Annotated in this window: 11 protein-coding genes; 3 read left to right on the forward strand and 8 right to left on the reverse strand. The window is 42.0% G+C overall.

Features of this window, described 5'->3' with window-relative positions; genetic code table 11:
- Positions 1-16 precede the first annotated feature (16 nt).
- Positions 17-739 carry a glutamine amidotransferase-related protein gene (locus PAUR_RS11485; RefSeq protein ID WP_192507880.1) on the reverse strand — a complete coding sequence of 241 codons (723 nt, stop codon included), beginning with the start codon at positions 737-739 and terminating at the stop codon, positions 17-19.
- Positions 740-971: 232 nt separating this feature from the next.
- Between PAUR_RS11485 and PAUR_RS11490 the strand changes: the two genes are divergently transcribed.
- Positions 972-1,988, forward strand: a complete 1,017-nt coding sequence (locus PAUR_RS11490; protein WP_192507881.1) for a YHYH protein — start codon at positions 972-974, stop codon at positions 1,986-1,988.
- A 57-nt stretch (positions 1,989-2,045) separates the two neighbouring features.
- A complete protein-coding gene (locus PAUR_RS11495; protein WP_192507882.1) occupies positions 2,046-2,585 on the forward strand; it encodes a hypothetical protein in 540 nt (179 codons plus the stop codon).
- A gap of 130 nt (positions 2,586-2,715) precedes the next feature.
- On the opposite strand, the gene PAUR_RS11500 is transcribed toward PAUR_RS11495, so the two are convergent.
- From PAUR_RS11500 to PAUR_RS11530, 7 genes are all read right to left on the reverse strand, one after another.
- The gene (locus PAUR_RS11500; protein WP_192507883.1) at positions 2,716-3,192 is read right to left on the reverse strand and encodes a YehS family protein; all 477 of its coding nucleotides are present in this window, start codon (positions 3,190-3,192) and stop codon (positions 2,716-2,718) included.
- A 142-nt stretch (positions 3,193-3,334) separates the two neighbouring features.
- A complete protein-coding gene (locus PAUR_RS11505) occupies positions 3,335-4,072 on the reverse strand; it encodes a prephenate dehydratase domain-containing protein (RefSeq protein ID WP_225738342.1) in 738 nt (245 codons plus the stop codon).
- Between the two features lie 270 nt (positions 4,073-4,342).
- Positions 4,343-5,476 carry an ABC transporter permease gene (locus PAUR_RS11510; RefSeq protein WP_192507884.1) on the reverse strand — a complete coding sequence of 378 codons (1,134 nt, stop codon included), beginning with the start codon at positions 5,474-5,476 and terminating at the stop codon, positions 4,343-4,345.
- Positions 5,476-6,210 (reverse strand): ABC transporter ATP-binding protein, encoded by a 735-nt coding sequence (locus tag PAUR_RS11515; protein WP_192507885.1) that lies wholly within the window; start codon positions 6,208-6,210, stop codon positions 5,476-5,478. The genes PAUR_RS11510 and PAUR_RS11515 overlap by 1 nt, the downstream gene beginning before the upstream one ends.
- Positions 6,207-7,739 carry an alpha/beta fold hydrolase gene (locus tag PAUR_RS11520; RefSeq protein ID WP_192507886.1) on the reverse strand — a complete coding sequence of 511 codons (1,533 nt, stop codon included), beginning with the start codon at positions 7,737-7,739 and terminating at the stop codon, positions 6,207-6,209. Before PAUR_RS11520 ends, PAUR_RS11515 begins: the two co-directional genes overlap by 4 nt.
- A 251-nt stretch (positions 7,740-7,990) precedes the next feature.
- Positions 7,991-10,633 carry a type I DNA topoisomerase gene (gene topA / locus PAUR_RS11525; protein ID WP_192507887.1) on the reverse strand — a complete coding sequence of 881 codons (2,643 nt, stop codon included), beginning with the start codon at positions 10,631-10,633 and terminating at the stop codon, positions 7,991-7,993.
- 248 nt (positions 10,634-10,881) lie between these two features.
- A complete protein-coding gene (locus tag PAUR_RS11530) occupies positions 10,882-14,181 on the reverse strand; it encodes an Ig-like domain-containing protein (RefSeq protein ID WP_192507888.1) in 3,300 nt (1,099 codons plus the stop codon).
- A 166-nt stretch (positions 14,182-14,347) separates the two neighbouring features.
- Between PAUR_RS11530 and PAUR_RS11535 the strand changes: the two genes are divergently transcribed.
- Entirely contained in the window at positions 14,348-15,673 is a 1,326-nt protein-coding gene (locus PAUR_RS11535; protein ID WP_192507889.1) for a dicarboxylate/amino acid:cation symporter, read from the forward strand.
- The last annotated feature ends 37 nt before the right edge of the window (positions 15,674-15,710 follow it).

Consider the following 15,710-nt stretch of genomic DNA (forward strand, 5'->3'; position numbering starts at 1 on the left):
TGAGTTTTGCGAGTATTTAATCACCATGCGTGCGTTGGTATTTCAATGATAACTTATCTAAAAACTCACTGAGTAAATTATTCATATGCTGTGTGTCAAAGGTCAGTATATCTGTTGCTTTTTGTACCCACTGATGCGTGCTCGATAGCGACTCGTCATAGGACGCGATAATTAGCGACTCTACACATTGTTGGGTGAACTCTAAATGACACTGAAAACCGTAAATTAGATCTGCATATTCAACGATTTGCCTCGGACACCCCAAGCTACTCGCCAGTATTTTTGAGGTTGGTAATAACCCAGGCATATCATTATGCCAATGCCCAACCACTTCCGTTGATTGGAAATGATCAAATAATACATTGTTTTCACCTGCCGCTGTTATTGTGACTGGTAAGTAACCTATTTCTTTGTGAGGACTAACCTCATACTTAGCGCCCAGCGCTTCACCAATCAATTGTGCGCCTAAACAAATACCCACAATAGCTTTATTTAAAGCAATACATTCACGTATAAAACGCACTTCTTCAATGACATTGAAATGTGCGCAATCACTGACGCTTGTTTTTGGTGACTGTGGTCCGCCTAAAATCACCAAAAAATCAAAATCAAGCTGCTCAGGTAAACGTTCCCCCTCGTAAAATTTTGTACGCGTTATATGAAACCTATTATCGACAGCCCAATGTTCAAAAGCGCCAGGTCCTTCGAATGATTCATGTATCAAAAAGTGAATACGCATGTACGTTCCTATCGTCCATTTCGATTTAATTAGCATGATGATAACTAAACAAACTCACCCGTCACTTATCCAATATGACAAATACTATCAATAATCAGACAAAATATATTACGAGTGAAAATAGCTATCTACTGGATAGAAATAAACCACAATCACTAAATGCCCTTGCATACTATTTGCACATTTCATTTCTATTGTTTGCATATGCCCATTTTTCAGAGGATTTTATTACATGAAAAAATCATACTTGCTCAAACATAGTATCGTAAACGCCATTATAGGTAGCCTATCTATCTTTTTGCTTGCGTGTGGTTCCAGTAGTGGCGACACGTCTTCTACTAGTGCAAGCAGCACCGCAACCCAAAGTACCGACACCACAGTTACAACCCCAATATCAACAGACACAGGCACATCAAACAGCAACTCAACAGACGCCATTTTGTGTGATTATCATTACAATGAATTTAATAGTTCAGAATCGGTGTCTACCTCCAGTAACGCCGACTGGGCATGTACAGGCACACAACGAACGCTGGTCGCAAACGGTATTCCAGATCATATGGTCGGTACTTTTCCAAATCAAAACAATCCTAATGAAATAACTGAGCAGTCTGTTTCCATTGCGTATACCTTAACCCCAGCACATACCGCAACAGCAACGACATTAGGGGGACCACAAGGCGCAACAGGGTATGTACTCAACGGCGTAAAAATTGACGCAAACACTGCAGGCTCTTGTGATGATTCAGGTAATAGTTGTAGTTTGGTTGGTAACACAGGAAGTTGGCATATTGAAGCACTCGGTCAAACGAGCTTTAACTTTGGTACAGACCAAAACAATGCACATGTGCAACCCAATGGCGCTTATCACTACCATGGCATGCCTGAGGGTTTTATTGCACTGCGTGGCGGAAATGAAACCACCATGACGTTAATTGGCTGGGCTGCTGATGGCTTCCCTATATACGCAAGATATGGTTACACAGATGCAAATGACAGCTCATCGTCGTTAAAAACACTACAAGGAAGTTATGAGCTGATCACTAACATAAATAGCACCCGTCCTTCCGTTGATACGTACCCTTTGGGTACATTTGCCGAGGATTGGGTTTACGTTGCAGGCTCTGGTGATTTAGATGAGTGCAACGGCCGAGAAGGTGTCACGCCTGAATTCCCCAATGGTATTTATCACTATTACGCCACAGATAGTTACCCATACTTTCAACGCTGTGTTAAAGGCGCTTTATAAAATACGCCTGTGTTAATTAAATAGCGTCACTTAAGTGATTCGATTAAGGAGCCACTCATGAATATACCACTGCCTTTTAACTTATTCGCCATATTGATATTCTATACGGGCCTATTTGTACCTCAAACTTCCTCGGCCCACTTAATGGTGGCGCAAAATGGAACATTAAATTTTAACAATGCGGGGGCGTACATGGTCCTGTCATTACCCATTTCAGCATTTGATGGGTTGGATAGTGATAAAGACGGTAAAGTCACACTGATTGAGTTCAACAATCATCGTTCATCATTGATCGCACAAATAAAAAACGCCATATTCACTATGGCACATACGCAAAAGATTCTCTTACACAACATCGTGCTTGCACCACAACGCCCTCATAAATATCAAAATAATAGTGATCTGGTTGAAATTACAGACATTATAATTATGGGTATGTTTCCCGTGACTTATCAGAAAAACACGCTCCAATTTCATAACCTGTTATATGGGAAGGCAGCGCAAGAAAAATTAATAACTCTATCCGTTACAAAAAATCACACGACAAAATTAAATCAATTTGACTTATCAATGACTCAACCTTTTTGGGACCTATAACCTCGGCTTTAAGAGCAAAACCACACCCATACTACACAACGCGTCATCAGTATGGAGATTTGTAATCAGGTATTGAATATCTATGAAGTTTATTGCAGTAGCAGAGGTGTATCGCCTCTGCGCTGTTCATTCACTCTACATTGTCAACCGATGGGTTAAATTGACACTGAAGTGCTTGTAAAAAGTGATGGAGCATCTGATCCTTGCATACTCGATAATGCTTATTACCGGGTTTACGAAAAAATGCACTCAGCTCATGTTTACTCATTTGAACATCGACCAATTGCAGAAGGTCTAATATATCTTCTGCTTTCAAGTTGAGTGCAATCCGCAGTTTTTGAAAAATCATATTGTTATTCAAGCTATTTTCTGGCTTTGCTTGCTCACCTGCTCGTTTACCGCGCTTCAAATCAATAAAGCCATTGAGAAACGACGATAACTCTAGATCAGCCAACACAGTAAAACCCTCTGCAGCGTCCTGTTTGAGCCAGCTTCTCACTTGTTCATTTGTCACTTTAACACCCGTCAAGGAAAACACTTCTATTACCTGACTATCGCTTAAATCAAAGGTATAACGTACACGTCGTAAAACATCATTATTATTCAAAACAGATCCTGAACACTCAATTAGTTCTTCACAATCGACACGATTGTGAGATATTTTCAATCTTACCAGAATCACAGCTTAAGCCCCATTTATTACGTGTAACTCATGGATTGAGTCATGAATTGATAATACCTAACCCAGCTTAGAGTGCTCTACCTAGGGTAATTGCATGACTTAGCGCTTTCCGTGCTTGGTTTATGGTGATCATCTCAGTCCGCTTGTTAACTTTCATCAATAAGAAACTTGTTTCATTGTGTTTGTTGTCTTGAATGCCCTTTGCTATGACAGATAAGTTCGGGTACGTTTCTACCAAAACACAAGAACCAACTGCGACACCGCCGATACCTAATAGCCGTTTTGACACTCGTTCAGCCGCTGCAGATGTTCCGTTTGGCACGGCCAGCTCAGGTACACCTACCTTGGCTTTCCACCCTTTAATTTGTTTCAGTGCTGCTGGGTGTGATGCAATAACACTGATCTCCTTATTATTATTAACATCATCAATATGCATCAGTGCACACATCTCAATTGGCGTCGTTATAAATCCAATGACATCAACTATGCGGTATTGCTGTACCGCTGTTATGGTAGCATCCACCAACTTTCCTGGAATCGTTGAATTTTCAACAGCACTAAATGCCCATGTATTTGTATTATCTGCTTGCTCAAAGGTATGACTGGGCGTACCTGCAAAATTCACTGGCATTTTTAAAGCACTCTGCTGCGCAAATAATTGGTTTATTGCGGCATCATTGAAGCTACCAGCCGAAGCTTGAACGTAGACTTCTCGCTTTTCAAGCGCTGTAGTACTAAAAGACAACATCCCGGTTGTTATACTGTAAAGTACACTAACAGCAACACCCAGCTTAATTTTTATCATTCAACCACTCCATTAATAAAATTAGTTAGCGTCCATATTTAACAAAATAATTTAAACCTTTGCAGCAAATTTAAGCGATTGGTGGAATAACGGTCTATGCTCATAATCTATGATTAACCTTAATCCCCAATATCTCGCTGATAAAGTTAACAATATAACTTAACCAACCCCAACTTAATGACAAGTTATCCACTTTTTCTGTGGATAACCAAGCATGAAAAAGCACTGCAATTGCAGTGCTTTTTCATATTTTATGTCAAATAAAGTCAGCTATAAGCCAAATACCACCTTCTCACTTTTTAGCATACGACTGCTTAGCCAGCTAAACAGTGCAAAGAGTAACAAAGTCACTATAGTAGATATAACTAGCTGTGGCACCGGTAACGGGTTACCTTTAATAAACTCAATCATAGCGTGTTGCTGGGCAGCAATCGGTAACCACTGAACAACCTCAGTACCAATGTCATACGTCGTTACCATACTCAATCCCATTGGCACAAACAATACCATCGTTACATACGTTTGCGCTTCTTTGAATGACTTAGCCATAAAAGAAACAAATACCTGTAAACTGGCAGACATGAGCGCAATGGGTAATCCAATCACCATACATAGCAATATAAAATCAATACCGAGGTTTACACTGAACCCTAATTGCTCCCATGGCACCATGGCGTAAGCAAATTTAGACACCACAAGAATGAGTGCTAACCCTAACATTGAGTATGTTGCAATTGCGCCTGACTTGGCCAATACGATTTGCATACTACTCAACGGATGACTCAGGAGCAGCGCCAGTGAATTTCTCTCTCTTTCACCTGCACTGGTATCAATCGCAAGATTCATCGCCGCGTAAAACAGTGTAAGAACAATAGACAAGGTCGCGATACCTAGAAACATCCCCCCTTTTGACTCTGGAGTTGCCTGATCATTCACCTGCACATTAACGGCTCGCATTACTGTTGGGTCAATCCCTCTCGACAATAGTCTAAGACTCGCAATTTCGCTGTTGTACTGCATCAGTGACCGTTCTAATTGAGCAATCGATTTGCGTAACTTATCATCAGATTTATCCGCAATAATCGTCACTTGGGCACTGCGCCCTTCACTCATTTTTTGCCGGTAATTCTCGCTGATCTCTAAGGTTATAGCTTTAACATCTTCATCTGTACTATGCTTTATTTCTTTAGCATCTAGATATTGAATGAGGGATGGTGCCACATCTGCGTTACTAATTGTGATCTTGAGCTCATCCGGAGATGCAAATTGCTTTAACATTATCGAAAATAACACACACATCAAAATAGGCGAGCCTATCGCATAGTATAATCCAGCCATCACTGAGCGTTTATCACGGCCTGCATCCAGCACTTCTTTTTTAAACAATACAGTAAGTAACTTCATTACGCTGCTATTCCTTCATCACTGCCGATCAGTTCTATAAATGCTTCTTCCAACGTTTGTTTGCCTGTGCGTTCACATAAAGACTCGGGAGATCCCTCTGCGACTACTTTACCTTTCGCCATCACCACAACGTGATCACATAAAGCCGCTACTTCTTGCATCACATGACTCGAAAAAAGCACACAGTGCCCCTGCTCTTTTAGCATCTGCAGCAAATCACGCAATATACGTGTGCTCATTACGTCAAGTCCTCGAGTGGGCTCATCTAAGATAATATTGGTGGGCTTATGCACAATTGCTTGGGCAAGTGCAGTTTTCATATGTTGCCCTTGCGAGAAACCTTGGCAACGTCTATCTGCAATATCTTCCATTTTCAACTTCGATAACACGTCAGTTGTTGCTTCTTTGGCACCATCGATATCCATACCACTGAGTTGTGCAAAAAACTCGACATATTCACGAGGTGTTAAACGCTCATATAAACCACATGGATCTGGGAATAAACCCAACTGCTGCTTTGCTTGCATTGGATCTTTAGCAACATCAATCCCATCAATTTCTGTGTTACCGCTATCTGCTTTTAATAACCCAAACACCGTACGAAGACAGGTTGTTTTTCCTGCACCGTTTGGCCCTAGCAACCCTGTTATTTTGCCATTTTGGGCGCTAAAGCTCAGACCGTTTAACGCATTCACCGAACCAATTTTCTTCGTTAAATTATTGACTGATATCATGAGTTATCTCCTTTTTTCTCAGGATCATTGCTTACATCTACTTGCGGTATCGCGCCATTTAAATTCATAAAAAATTGTTTTGTGTTATTTTTCTCTAAGCAACTGGCATCTAATGTCTCAGCGCTTTTTTTATTAATAAATTCGCTGACCAGTTTTGCCGCACATGTTTGTGATACCACGCCATGGGTTGCAGTCGGTGCGATTAAATGGCGCGCATTTTTCATTTCAACCATCGTCAAGTCCGCCCACTTAGGTGGTGTTGCAGGGTCGACTCCTCCAGAGAGTAACAAAGTCGGCGTATCATTATTTAATGGCTTATAAAAGCGCTCGTCAACAGCTTGAGCCTGCCAAATAGGGCAACTGACATCCAGTCCTTCAATCATCAGTTTGCCAAAATAATTCTGTCCATATTGCTGTCTTGACGCGGCGGTTAGCCGAGGCCAATCTTCAGCACAAACAATAGCGCTATGCATCCCAAGTGCCATACTGTCATTCATATCGGATGATGACAGTAACCCAACCAAAGGTGAATAATCACCAGCTAAAGCTTGTTTTATCGTCAAAGGGATCAAAGCACGTGTGCTGTGGCTATATAGTGCCATCCGAAGCGCTGAAAATAGCTTTAGTCTTGTAACCACCAGCTGAACTTTTTCATGCGTACGAGGATGCCTCACTGTAATCTTTGCCGGTGCTTCATCGAGCCTAGTTAACAACACCTCAAGCTGCTTATCCAAATTAGGGAACTGTTTCGTACACGCTTTATCTGATGCACAACGAGTAAAAAGCGCAGCCATTGATGCGTCAATTGCACTGCCTATCGCTGATAAGCTTTGCTGCATCGGCACAACACCATCTAATGTGCTAGTTAATACCGCATCTGGAAACTGCCGAGTATATTCTTGCGCAATACGCGTACCATAAGAAACACCGTACAAGTGCAGCCCTTTATAACCCAATGCTTTACGAACCGCTTCAAAGTCTTTCGCTGCTATGGGGGTAGAAAAGTAACTTAAGTCGATATTCAACTCGCTTTTGCAACGGAGTGTATCTTCTTTTCCTAAACCATTCAGGTCTGCTGTCATATCATTAAAAGCAAACTGAGCAACTAAATCATCTGATTCGCACTGAAGTTTATACGATTTCCCAGTACCACGTTGATCTACTAATAAAATATCTCGATTCTCACGCGCGTAACGCAAATTTCGATTGAAAATTGCAGCCAATTCAATCGCGGATTGTCCTGGTCCACCAGCAAAACCTAGCACCGCTTCCGTGGGGTTACTTTGTTTAATTGCTGGAATAATTGCAAAATGAATGTCAATTTCGCCAGCATTTGCCTTATCATCTGAGAGTGGTCGTTTAATACTGCCACAAAGTAACCTATCTGCGAGGTTTTCTACGTAGCACGGTGTTAATGTCGGCTTTTCGTCAATATGCGTGTCTGCTAACACAGCCACATTCATACCTAAACAGGTAAAAAGTATAGATAACGGTGCTAGACCTAATTTGAATTTTTTTACTGAATGCATTATTAATTTTTCCTAATTGCATTAAACATCAGCTTAGTTGGCTTTAGTTTTGGTCTGTGTATCATTACAGAAACATGAGAGTAATGATGCCTCTGCACAATGTCAACTTGATAGCTAAGCACCTCGCTTTTAACCACCCAAAACTCCTCCCACTTTTTCTCACTCTGCACTTTAATACATTGCCAAAAGCCAACCTATATCAGATACAATAAAGCCGGGATAAACCCGGCTTTATTTTTTAATGACTAAAATCACTTCTTTTTCTTTTTAGTCACTTTTTGTTCGATCACCCACTTACCTTTATCAAGTGTCGCTTTCCAACCAGTGGCTTTGCCCTCAACTTCAGTCATAACATATTGAGTTTTCGTTTTTCGAGAATAACGAATAACGGCCAAATTACCATCATCATCCTGCTCAGGTGCATCTGCCAAATAGTAAAACTTTGGTGAGATCCGATCTCTAAAACGCTTAAGTTCAGCGACTTTAGGGGCTCTGGTTTCCCTAGATTTCGGGAATGTATGCGCTGCTAAAAAGATCCCCGATGCGCCATCTCGCAACACAAAGTAGGCTTCTGATTTTTCACATTCCAATTCAGGCAGGTGAACAGGATCCTCTTTTGGTGGCGCAGCTTCACCGCTTTTAAGCAATTTACGGGTGTTTTTACATTCCTCATTGGTACATCCAAAGTACTTACCAAAGCGGCCTGACTTTAATTGCATTTCTGATTCACATTTATCACACTCGATAACTGGACCGTCATAGCCTTTAATTTTAAAGGTACCCTGCTCAACAACCACACCGTCACATGCAGGATTATTACCACAAACGTGTATCTTGCGTGTTTCATCAATAAGATATGAATCCATCGCAGTTTCACAAACTGGGCAACGCTTCATTTGCATTAAGGTTTCGGTTTCAACATCTTCCACATCAGCTGCAACGGCTTCATCACCAGACACCAAGTTCATCGTCGTTGTACAGCGTTCTTTTGGTGGTAAGTTATAACCTGTACAGCCTAAGAACACGCCTGTAGACGCAGTACGAATACCCATTTTTCTGCCACACGTTGGACAGTCTATATCAGTTTCAACCATGACATTTTGACGCATACCGCCTTCTGCTTCTTCACCACCAGCTGTTGTTAGCTGCTGAGAAAAGTTTGCATAAAACTTATCGAGGACTTGCGTCCAAACACGCTCGCCTTCTGCGATATCATCTAAACGACCTTCCATTTTCGCAGTAAAGTCAAAATTCATTAGATCATTAAAGTTTTCAACCAAACGGTCTGTCACTATCTCGCCCATTTTCTCAGCAAAGAAACGGCGATTCTCAACACGCACATACCCTCTGTCTTGAATGGTTGAAATAATCGCGGCATAGGTTGAAGGGCGACCAATGCCGCGCTTTTCTAGCTCTTTTACTAAACTTGCTTCACTAAAACGTGCCGGTGGCTTAGTAAAGTGCTGTTTCGGATCTAACGCGACTAAATTAATCTCATCGCCAACAGCAACGGCTGGTAATGATTGATCTTCTTCATTCTTTTTACGCACCGAAGGCTGAACCGCAGTCCAACCATCAAAGCGCATCACTCGGCCTTTGGCCTTCAATGTATAATCACCTGCGGCAACAGACATCGTGGTTAAATCATACTCTGCAGGCGTCATTTGACATGCCACAAACTGACGCCAAATGAGTTCATACAGTTTTTTGGCATCAGCATCAACGCCTTCAACATGGCCTGACAATACCGTCACGCTAGATGGACGTATCGCTTCGTGTGCTTCTTGTGCGTTGTCTTTCGCGCTATATTTAATCGGGTTAGCTGGTAAATACTTATCTCCAAACTGTTCCGTAATATACTCGCGACACATAGACACAGCATCATTCGACAGGTTTGTTGAGTCAGTACGCATATACGTAATATAACCGGCTTCATACAAACGCTGTGCTAGCATCATGGTTTTCTTTACGCCATATCCTAAACGCGTGCTGGCGGCTTGCTGCATTGTTGAAGTAATAAAAGGCGCACTTGGCTTACTTTTACTGGGCTTTTCTTCAACTTTAACAACTTTATAATCACTCTTCTCAAGCACAGTGACCGCAGCAGTCGTTTGCTGTTCATTCACAGGTTTAAATGCACTACCTTGAAACTTGGTTACTTCCAATCGAATTGGTTGTGTACTGGCAGTTACATCTGCATGAATATCCCAAAACTCTTCAGGAATAAACGCTTTGATTTCGCGTTCACGCTCGACCAACAGCCTCACAGCAACAGATTGCACTCGTCCTGCCGATAACCCGCGCGCCACTTTTTGCCACAATAGTGGTGAGACCATAAAGCCAACAACACGGTCTAGAAAACGACGTGCTTGCTGTGCATAAACCATATCGGTATTTAACTGACCAGGTGCCTCAAACGCTTGCTGAATCGCATTCTTGGTAATTTCATTAAACACCACGCGTTTATATTTTTCAGGTTCACCACCGATAATTTGTTCGAGGTGCCATGCAATGGCTTCCCCTTCTCTATCCAAATCGGTTGCGAGATAGATATGGTCAGCGTCTTCAGCGAGTTTTTGTAACTCTTGGACTACCTTTTCTTTACCCGGCAGTACCTCATAATGAGGTTCCCAGCCTTTTTCTGGGTCAATTCCCATGCGTGCAACAAGATTCGCATAATCTTTGTTTTTTTTGTAAATGGCCTTTTCTTCTGGCGCCATTTTGCGCACTTCCGCAGGGCTTTTGGTGGCAACTCCTTTGGTTTTACCTGCACCTGACGTCGGCAAGTCCCGTACGTGACCGACACTCGACTTAACAATAAAGTCTTTACCTAAATATTTATTAATTGTTTTAGCCTTTGCGGGAGACTCTACAATTACTAACGATTTGCCCATAGCTGCCTATTTTTGACCGTTCTTGTCTACGTTTTTGCCCATCACGGACGACTAATATTTATAGGTATATCTACAAACACCTATTGTTACAAGCTTTAAATACAATCTTTTAGCTGATCACTGATTAATTACACAACTTTTGTTGCAATTTTACTCAAAAACTATAAACCCTAAATTAAGCTGCGCAATATAAAGGAATAGATACAAAAATGCCAACCTGACTGGTTGGCATTTTTCTAAAGCGACCGCTATCGATCATCCGTTATACTAATCGCTCTGGTAATTTTTGTTTCTGTATCACCATTTTTTATTAAAAACTCAATAGATAGTGCTCCATCAAACTTTTTATTCCCTTCTAATTCTCGAGTAAGGGTGACAACCGAAAACATAGTACGGTCAGAGTTCGTATTTGGGATTGTTTCCTGATGTGAATTCAAGCTTAACTCACCATTCGTTGCCGTAATCGTCACTTCTGTACCTGCCGGTAAAGGGTTACCAAACACATCAGAATAATGAATGTAAACAACAAATCCCGTTACACCTTCATCGACTGTTACATCTGGGTCTGCGCTATTTGGGTCGTCAATTGTCGACGTCGATAAATCAATCGTATTAACATCGCAGAACCCTGAGTTATCAGAGTTTTCTATAGTCGCTTTCACTAAGCCGCTTCTCGTTGATGTTGGATCAAATGGCACAGATTGGCAATTTGCAGGAACATGAATTAAGTATGGTTCAACACCCGAAGCCGTTTTAGGAATAGAAAAACGAACATATGGTACGTCTCCTGACATAACCAGCTCAAGATTATCTCGTACTTCAATCAAATCACGCGTACACTCGTTTGCTGCTTGTGCAGCTTCCGAGCATAGCAAGCCATTATATTTGCCATCAGCAGCATCAAATACGCCATTGTTGTTCAAATCTCGCCAATCGTCATCATGCCCCCCATTTTTCGTTGTTGTAGGTGTACAAGGGCCTGTACCGTTACTGCTACAGTTTTCTTTATCAAACACGGAGTTCTCGTTTGTGTCTAAGAAAGCTTCGCTTAAATCAAATTCTTGACGGTACTCACCAATGTCAAATAAACCATTTCTGCGTGTAATACCATCGCTCGCCTCTTCGTCACGAAAGTTCTCCTGTCCTTTAGCAACCGCAAGTATACTGACACGCCCTCCCATCACCACACCATTGGGGTCGTTTTTGGCTCTAAGAATACGAGTCCAACATGGGGCTGCGGTACCAAAATAGAGATCACAGTTTATTTCACCCGTTTTTGGGTTAGTCGCACCGATGCGATTCCCCCATTTCGCATCAGTATATGGCCTATCGCCTTGGCTTCGCCATTGCACCGTACACGATGCATTATCAGTGATACATTGAAAGGTATTTGTCCCATCAATGCTACCTATTGCCCCTTGCTCGGCTAGTACCGTTGCGGTTACACCATCAGCATTAAATTGATTAAACTGATCACCAAAGAATACCGTGATATTTGAAATAACATTATTGTGATTTAACGAGTTACTATTAAGAATATCCGCACTTGCATCGAATGTATTCTGATCTGTAACACCAGAACTTAATATTATTTGGGAAGAAACACTGTAAACTTGCTTTGACAATGGATATAAATGCAATGTTCCTGTTGGACAAATCGCATCAGCTGGCGTATTTTTACAAAGTTCAACATCTTCTGCCCAACAAGAATAATCGTCAGTTGGAGCCGAAACTGCCAATATATCTAGATCAGTTTGTTGAATATAACAAGCACGTACTACCAAAGGCCCAGGCACAATACCAGACTTAACGGTGGTCTGCACTGAGCCCTCAGTGTTGGTATTACTGGTTCTTTGCGTGAGCGTTGCCAAACCTTGATTATCCGATAATTTAAAATCAACTCGCGCTCTAGGTACAGCTAACGAGTCTTCATCAAGTAATGTAAACTTTACTATAGACTGCGTTGGGATCCCCCCTTCGCCTGGCGGAAGGGCAATAAATTGCTCCGTGACACTTTCAAATTTAATGGCTTGCACTGGCGCTGATAGCACAGGAATAACCGTACGTATGTTGAAATTTTTACCGCCAGTTTGTACGTTAACCGTGACATCGTCATTACCTTGGCACCCAACTGCGCGATAAGTAGAACTTGCAATACCGTTAGCAGATTTAACCATGGCATCTAATGTGGCTTGACCTGCTGTTGCACACGTCGATGAAAACTCCACATCAGTGGGAATGTTGTAAAGGCTGCCAGACTCGTCGCGCAACGTGACGCTTATAACGGTGCTGCCGCCTGCATTTAGCGAAACCACATTGCCATTTTCTATCGGCAAGCCGTTATCGATTGATAATTCCAGGTCAGCGATGCCCACTGAGAAATTAATGGTACTTTCGACATTGTCAGCTTGCGCTGACGTTACTTTTAAGGTGCCAGCACCACCTTCATTGCCTGGTTGCAGCTTTAACAAAGCTACACCAAAATTGTCTGTTAACGCATTGCCTGATGAAGGTAAGGTTGTTCCTAACCCTGTTTCTACATTTACCAAACCGACCGCGACACCGTCGCCTGTTTGCGCGCTGGTTAAACGTATATATATATCTGCTAAATCATTAGATGAAATAGAGTTTACAACTTGACAACCCGATGCTGCATTTAACGGGTCAATCAAAACCTCATCACGGTTAGCATCCCAGTTAGCATTACACCCCGTTAATAATTTAACATCGAGTACAAATTTCGTATCATCTTCAAGATTAGTGTCTCCAGATGAGAAAAACACATCCGACTTACTGATACTTTCATTGGTACTGGTATCTTGATAAGTGACCGTTACTCGACCAGCTCCTTTTGACTGACCACTGCCGAGTTCAAGTACTGCCAGACCCTGCTCATCTGTAATCGCTCGCTCCGTGCCATTTTTAATTTCACCTGTGAACTCTGTTGAAAATGATACAATTTGTCTCGCCAAAGCATTGCCGTCTTTTTGCAACGTCGCTCTAATAAACCCAGGGTTGTCTTGAGTTACAGGGTTGCCTTCAGTGAAAGGGAGATTCGCTTTATCCACCACTGAAACCGTTAACGTCACATCTCCTGACACGCCAGAATCCGTTCCGCCTCCGCCGCTTGAGTTAAAATCAAAAAAACCCGTGACCGTTTCATCTGCTGCAACAAACGATACAGTCACTCGCCCTGCACCTTCGATTGCCGTAGGCGCCAAAGTAATAACGGCCGCACCATTATGATCGGTCAGTACAGTCCCAGAGGAGGGGGTCATGGTCGCAAACTGGTCTGTGGTAAAGGTGACCCTTACATCGGTTTGAATAATACCTTCTTTGGTTAACACTGCAGTCACGTCTAATGGCGCATCTACAGACACCCAGTTACTCTCCTCCTTGGTTTTACTGCTCTTCCCGCTAAGTGTAAATAGATATTCAGATGTGTCGCCATCACCACTATTATCATTCTTTTCAATTGAGCCACCACCACCGCAAGCAGTAAGCCACAAACTAAGCATCATAATGCTAAATACGCGCATTAAAGGCATTAAACCCTCTCCCTAGCTAAGTTTAAAGTTGTAATTTTTTATCATACTACCTTAGAAAGGTTCAAAAAATCACAGTTTTTTATCAATAAATTGTCGATTTATTTTGGCCTTGCGCGGTCAGCCTGTTAGGCTATGCTGATTTTCGATTACTTTAGTAACCTAAGTTATGCAAATAAATAATAAAATGAGCTTAACCACACGGATCATGATTGGTATGATCGCAGGTGTGGCTGTTGGTTTACTGCTTCAGGCCTTATTAGGCGACCAGAAGGAACTTTTTATTCCCCTCGGTCTATTTGATTTCCCCATAAAAAGTGTGTTTGTTGACGGCTTTTTCCATATTGGTGGACAAATCTTCATCGCCAGCTTAAAAATGCTCGTGGTTCCCCTCGTCTTCATTTCTTTGGTTTGTGGCACATGCAGTTTAAGCGACCCTAAAAAGCTAGGTCGACTTGGAGGCAAGTCAATCGGGCTATATTTAATTACCACCGCAGTTGCGATCACGGTTACGATTAGCTTAGCGCTATTGGTGAGCCCTGGCGTTGGTCATGCTATTCCTACCAATGCTAGCTTTGACGCAAAGCAAGCGCCTACTTTGGTCGAAGTCATCATTAACATGTTTCCGACCAACCCAATTAATGCGATGGCTGAAGGTAACATGTTACAAGTCATTGTGTTTGCATTGCTATTTGGTATTTCCATGGCTTTAAGTGGCGAGGCGGGCAAACGTGTTAGTGCGGTATTTGATGATCTCAACACTGTGATTCTAAAACTTGTGACATTATTAATGAACTTAGCGCCATACGGTATTTTCTGCTTAATGGCTAAACTTTTCACAACCATAGACATAGACTTAATTTATGCTTTGGCTAAGTACTTCTTAGTGGTTGTTGCTGCATTACTCATACATGGGTTTATCAACTACTCAATCATTCTAAAAGTCTTAACTGGGCTAAACCCAATTACGTTTTTGCGCAAAATGAAAGATGCTTGCCTATTTGCATTTAGTACATCAAGCTCATCTGCAACCATGCCTATCACGCTTGAAACAGCAACCAAAAAGCTCGGTGCTCATAATTCTGTCGCATCCTTCACCGTTCCACTAGGTGCCACAATTAACATGGACGGTACTGCCATTATGCAAGGGGTCGCAACAGTATTTATCGCGCAAGTTTTTGCTGTCGATTTAACTCTAAGCGATTATCTAATGGTTATACTGACCGCAACATTGGCATCAGTCGGTACTGCTGGTGTCCCTGGTGTCGGTCTGATAATGCTTGCAATGGTACTCAATCAAGTTGGCTTGCCTGTAGAGGGAATTGCGATCATTATGGGGGTTGACCGCTTACTCGATATGACAAGAACAGCCGTGAATGTTACCGGTGATTGTATGGTGACCTGTGTGGTTGCTAAGTCAGAGAAAGAGTTCGAAGTAGAGATATTTAACGACCCTAATGCAGCCAAAGCCTTGGAAGACTATAAGTCTCTTTAAGCTAGCTCAATATCAACGAAACATTGAAACAAAAAAA

It is taken from the genome of Pseudoalteromonas aurantia 208 (assembly GCF_014858725.1).
GTDB lineage: Bacteria > Pseudomonadota > Gammaproteobacteria > Enterobacterales > Alteromonadaceae > Pseudoalteromonas > Pseudoalteromonas aurantia.

What these genes read in the sequence shown, in the direction of transcription:
- PAUR_RS11485 (WP_192507880.1), bottom strand. Translation starts at nt 739, where the DNA reads ATGCGTATTCACTTTTTGATACATGAATCATTCGAAGGACCTGGCGCT.
- PAUR_RS11490 (WP_192507881.1), top strand. Translation starts at nt 972, where the DNA reads ATGAAAAAATCATACTTGCTCAAACATAGTATCGTAAACGCCATTATA.
- PAUR_RS11495 (WP_192507882.1), top strand. Translation starts at nt 2,046, where the DNA reads ATGAATATACCACTGCCTTTTAACTTATTCGCCATATTGATATTCTAT.
- PAUR_RS11505 (WP_225738342.1), bottom strand. Translation starts at nt 4,072, where the DNA reads ATGATAAAAATTAAGCTGGGTGTTGCTGTTAGTGTACTTTACAGTATA.
- PAUR_RS11510 (WP_192507884.1), bottom strand. Translation starts at nt 5,476, where the DNA reads ATGAAGTTACTTACTGTATTGTTTAAAAAAGAAGTGCTGGATGCAGGC.
- PAUR_RS11515 (WP_192507885.1), bottom strand. Translation starts at nt 6,210, where the DNA reads ATGATATCAGTCAATAATTTAACGAAGAAAATTGGTTCGGTGAATGCG.
- PAUR_RS11520 (WP_192507886.1), bottom strand. Translation starts at nt 7,739, where the DNA reads ATGCATTCAGTAAAAAAATTCAAATTAGGTCTAGCACCGTTATCTATA.
- topA (WP_192507887.1), bottom strand. Translation starts at nt 10,633, where the DNA reads ATGGGCAAATCGTTAGTAATTGTAGAGTCTCCCGCAAAGGCTAAAACA.
- PAUR_RS11530 (WP_192507888.1), bottom strand. Translation starts at nt 14,181, where the DNA reads ATGCCTTTAATGCGCGTATTTAGCATTATGATGCTTAGTTTGTGGCTT.
- PAUR_RS11535 (WP_192507889.1), top strand. Translation starts at nt 14,348, where the DNA reads ATGCAAATAAATAATAAAATGAGCTTAACCACACGGATCATGATTGGT.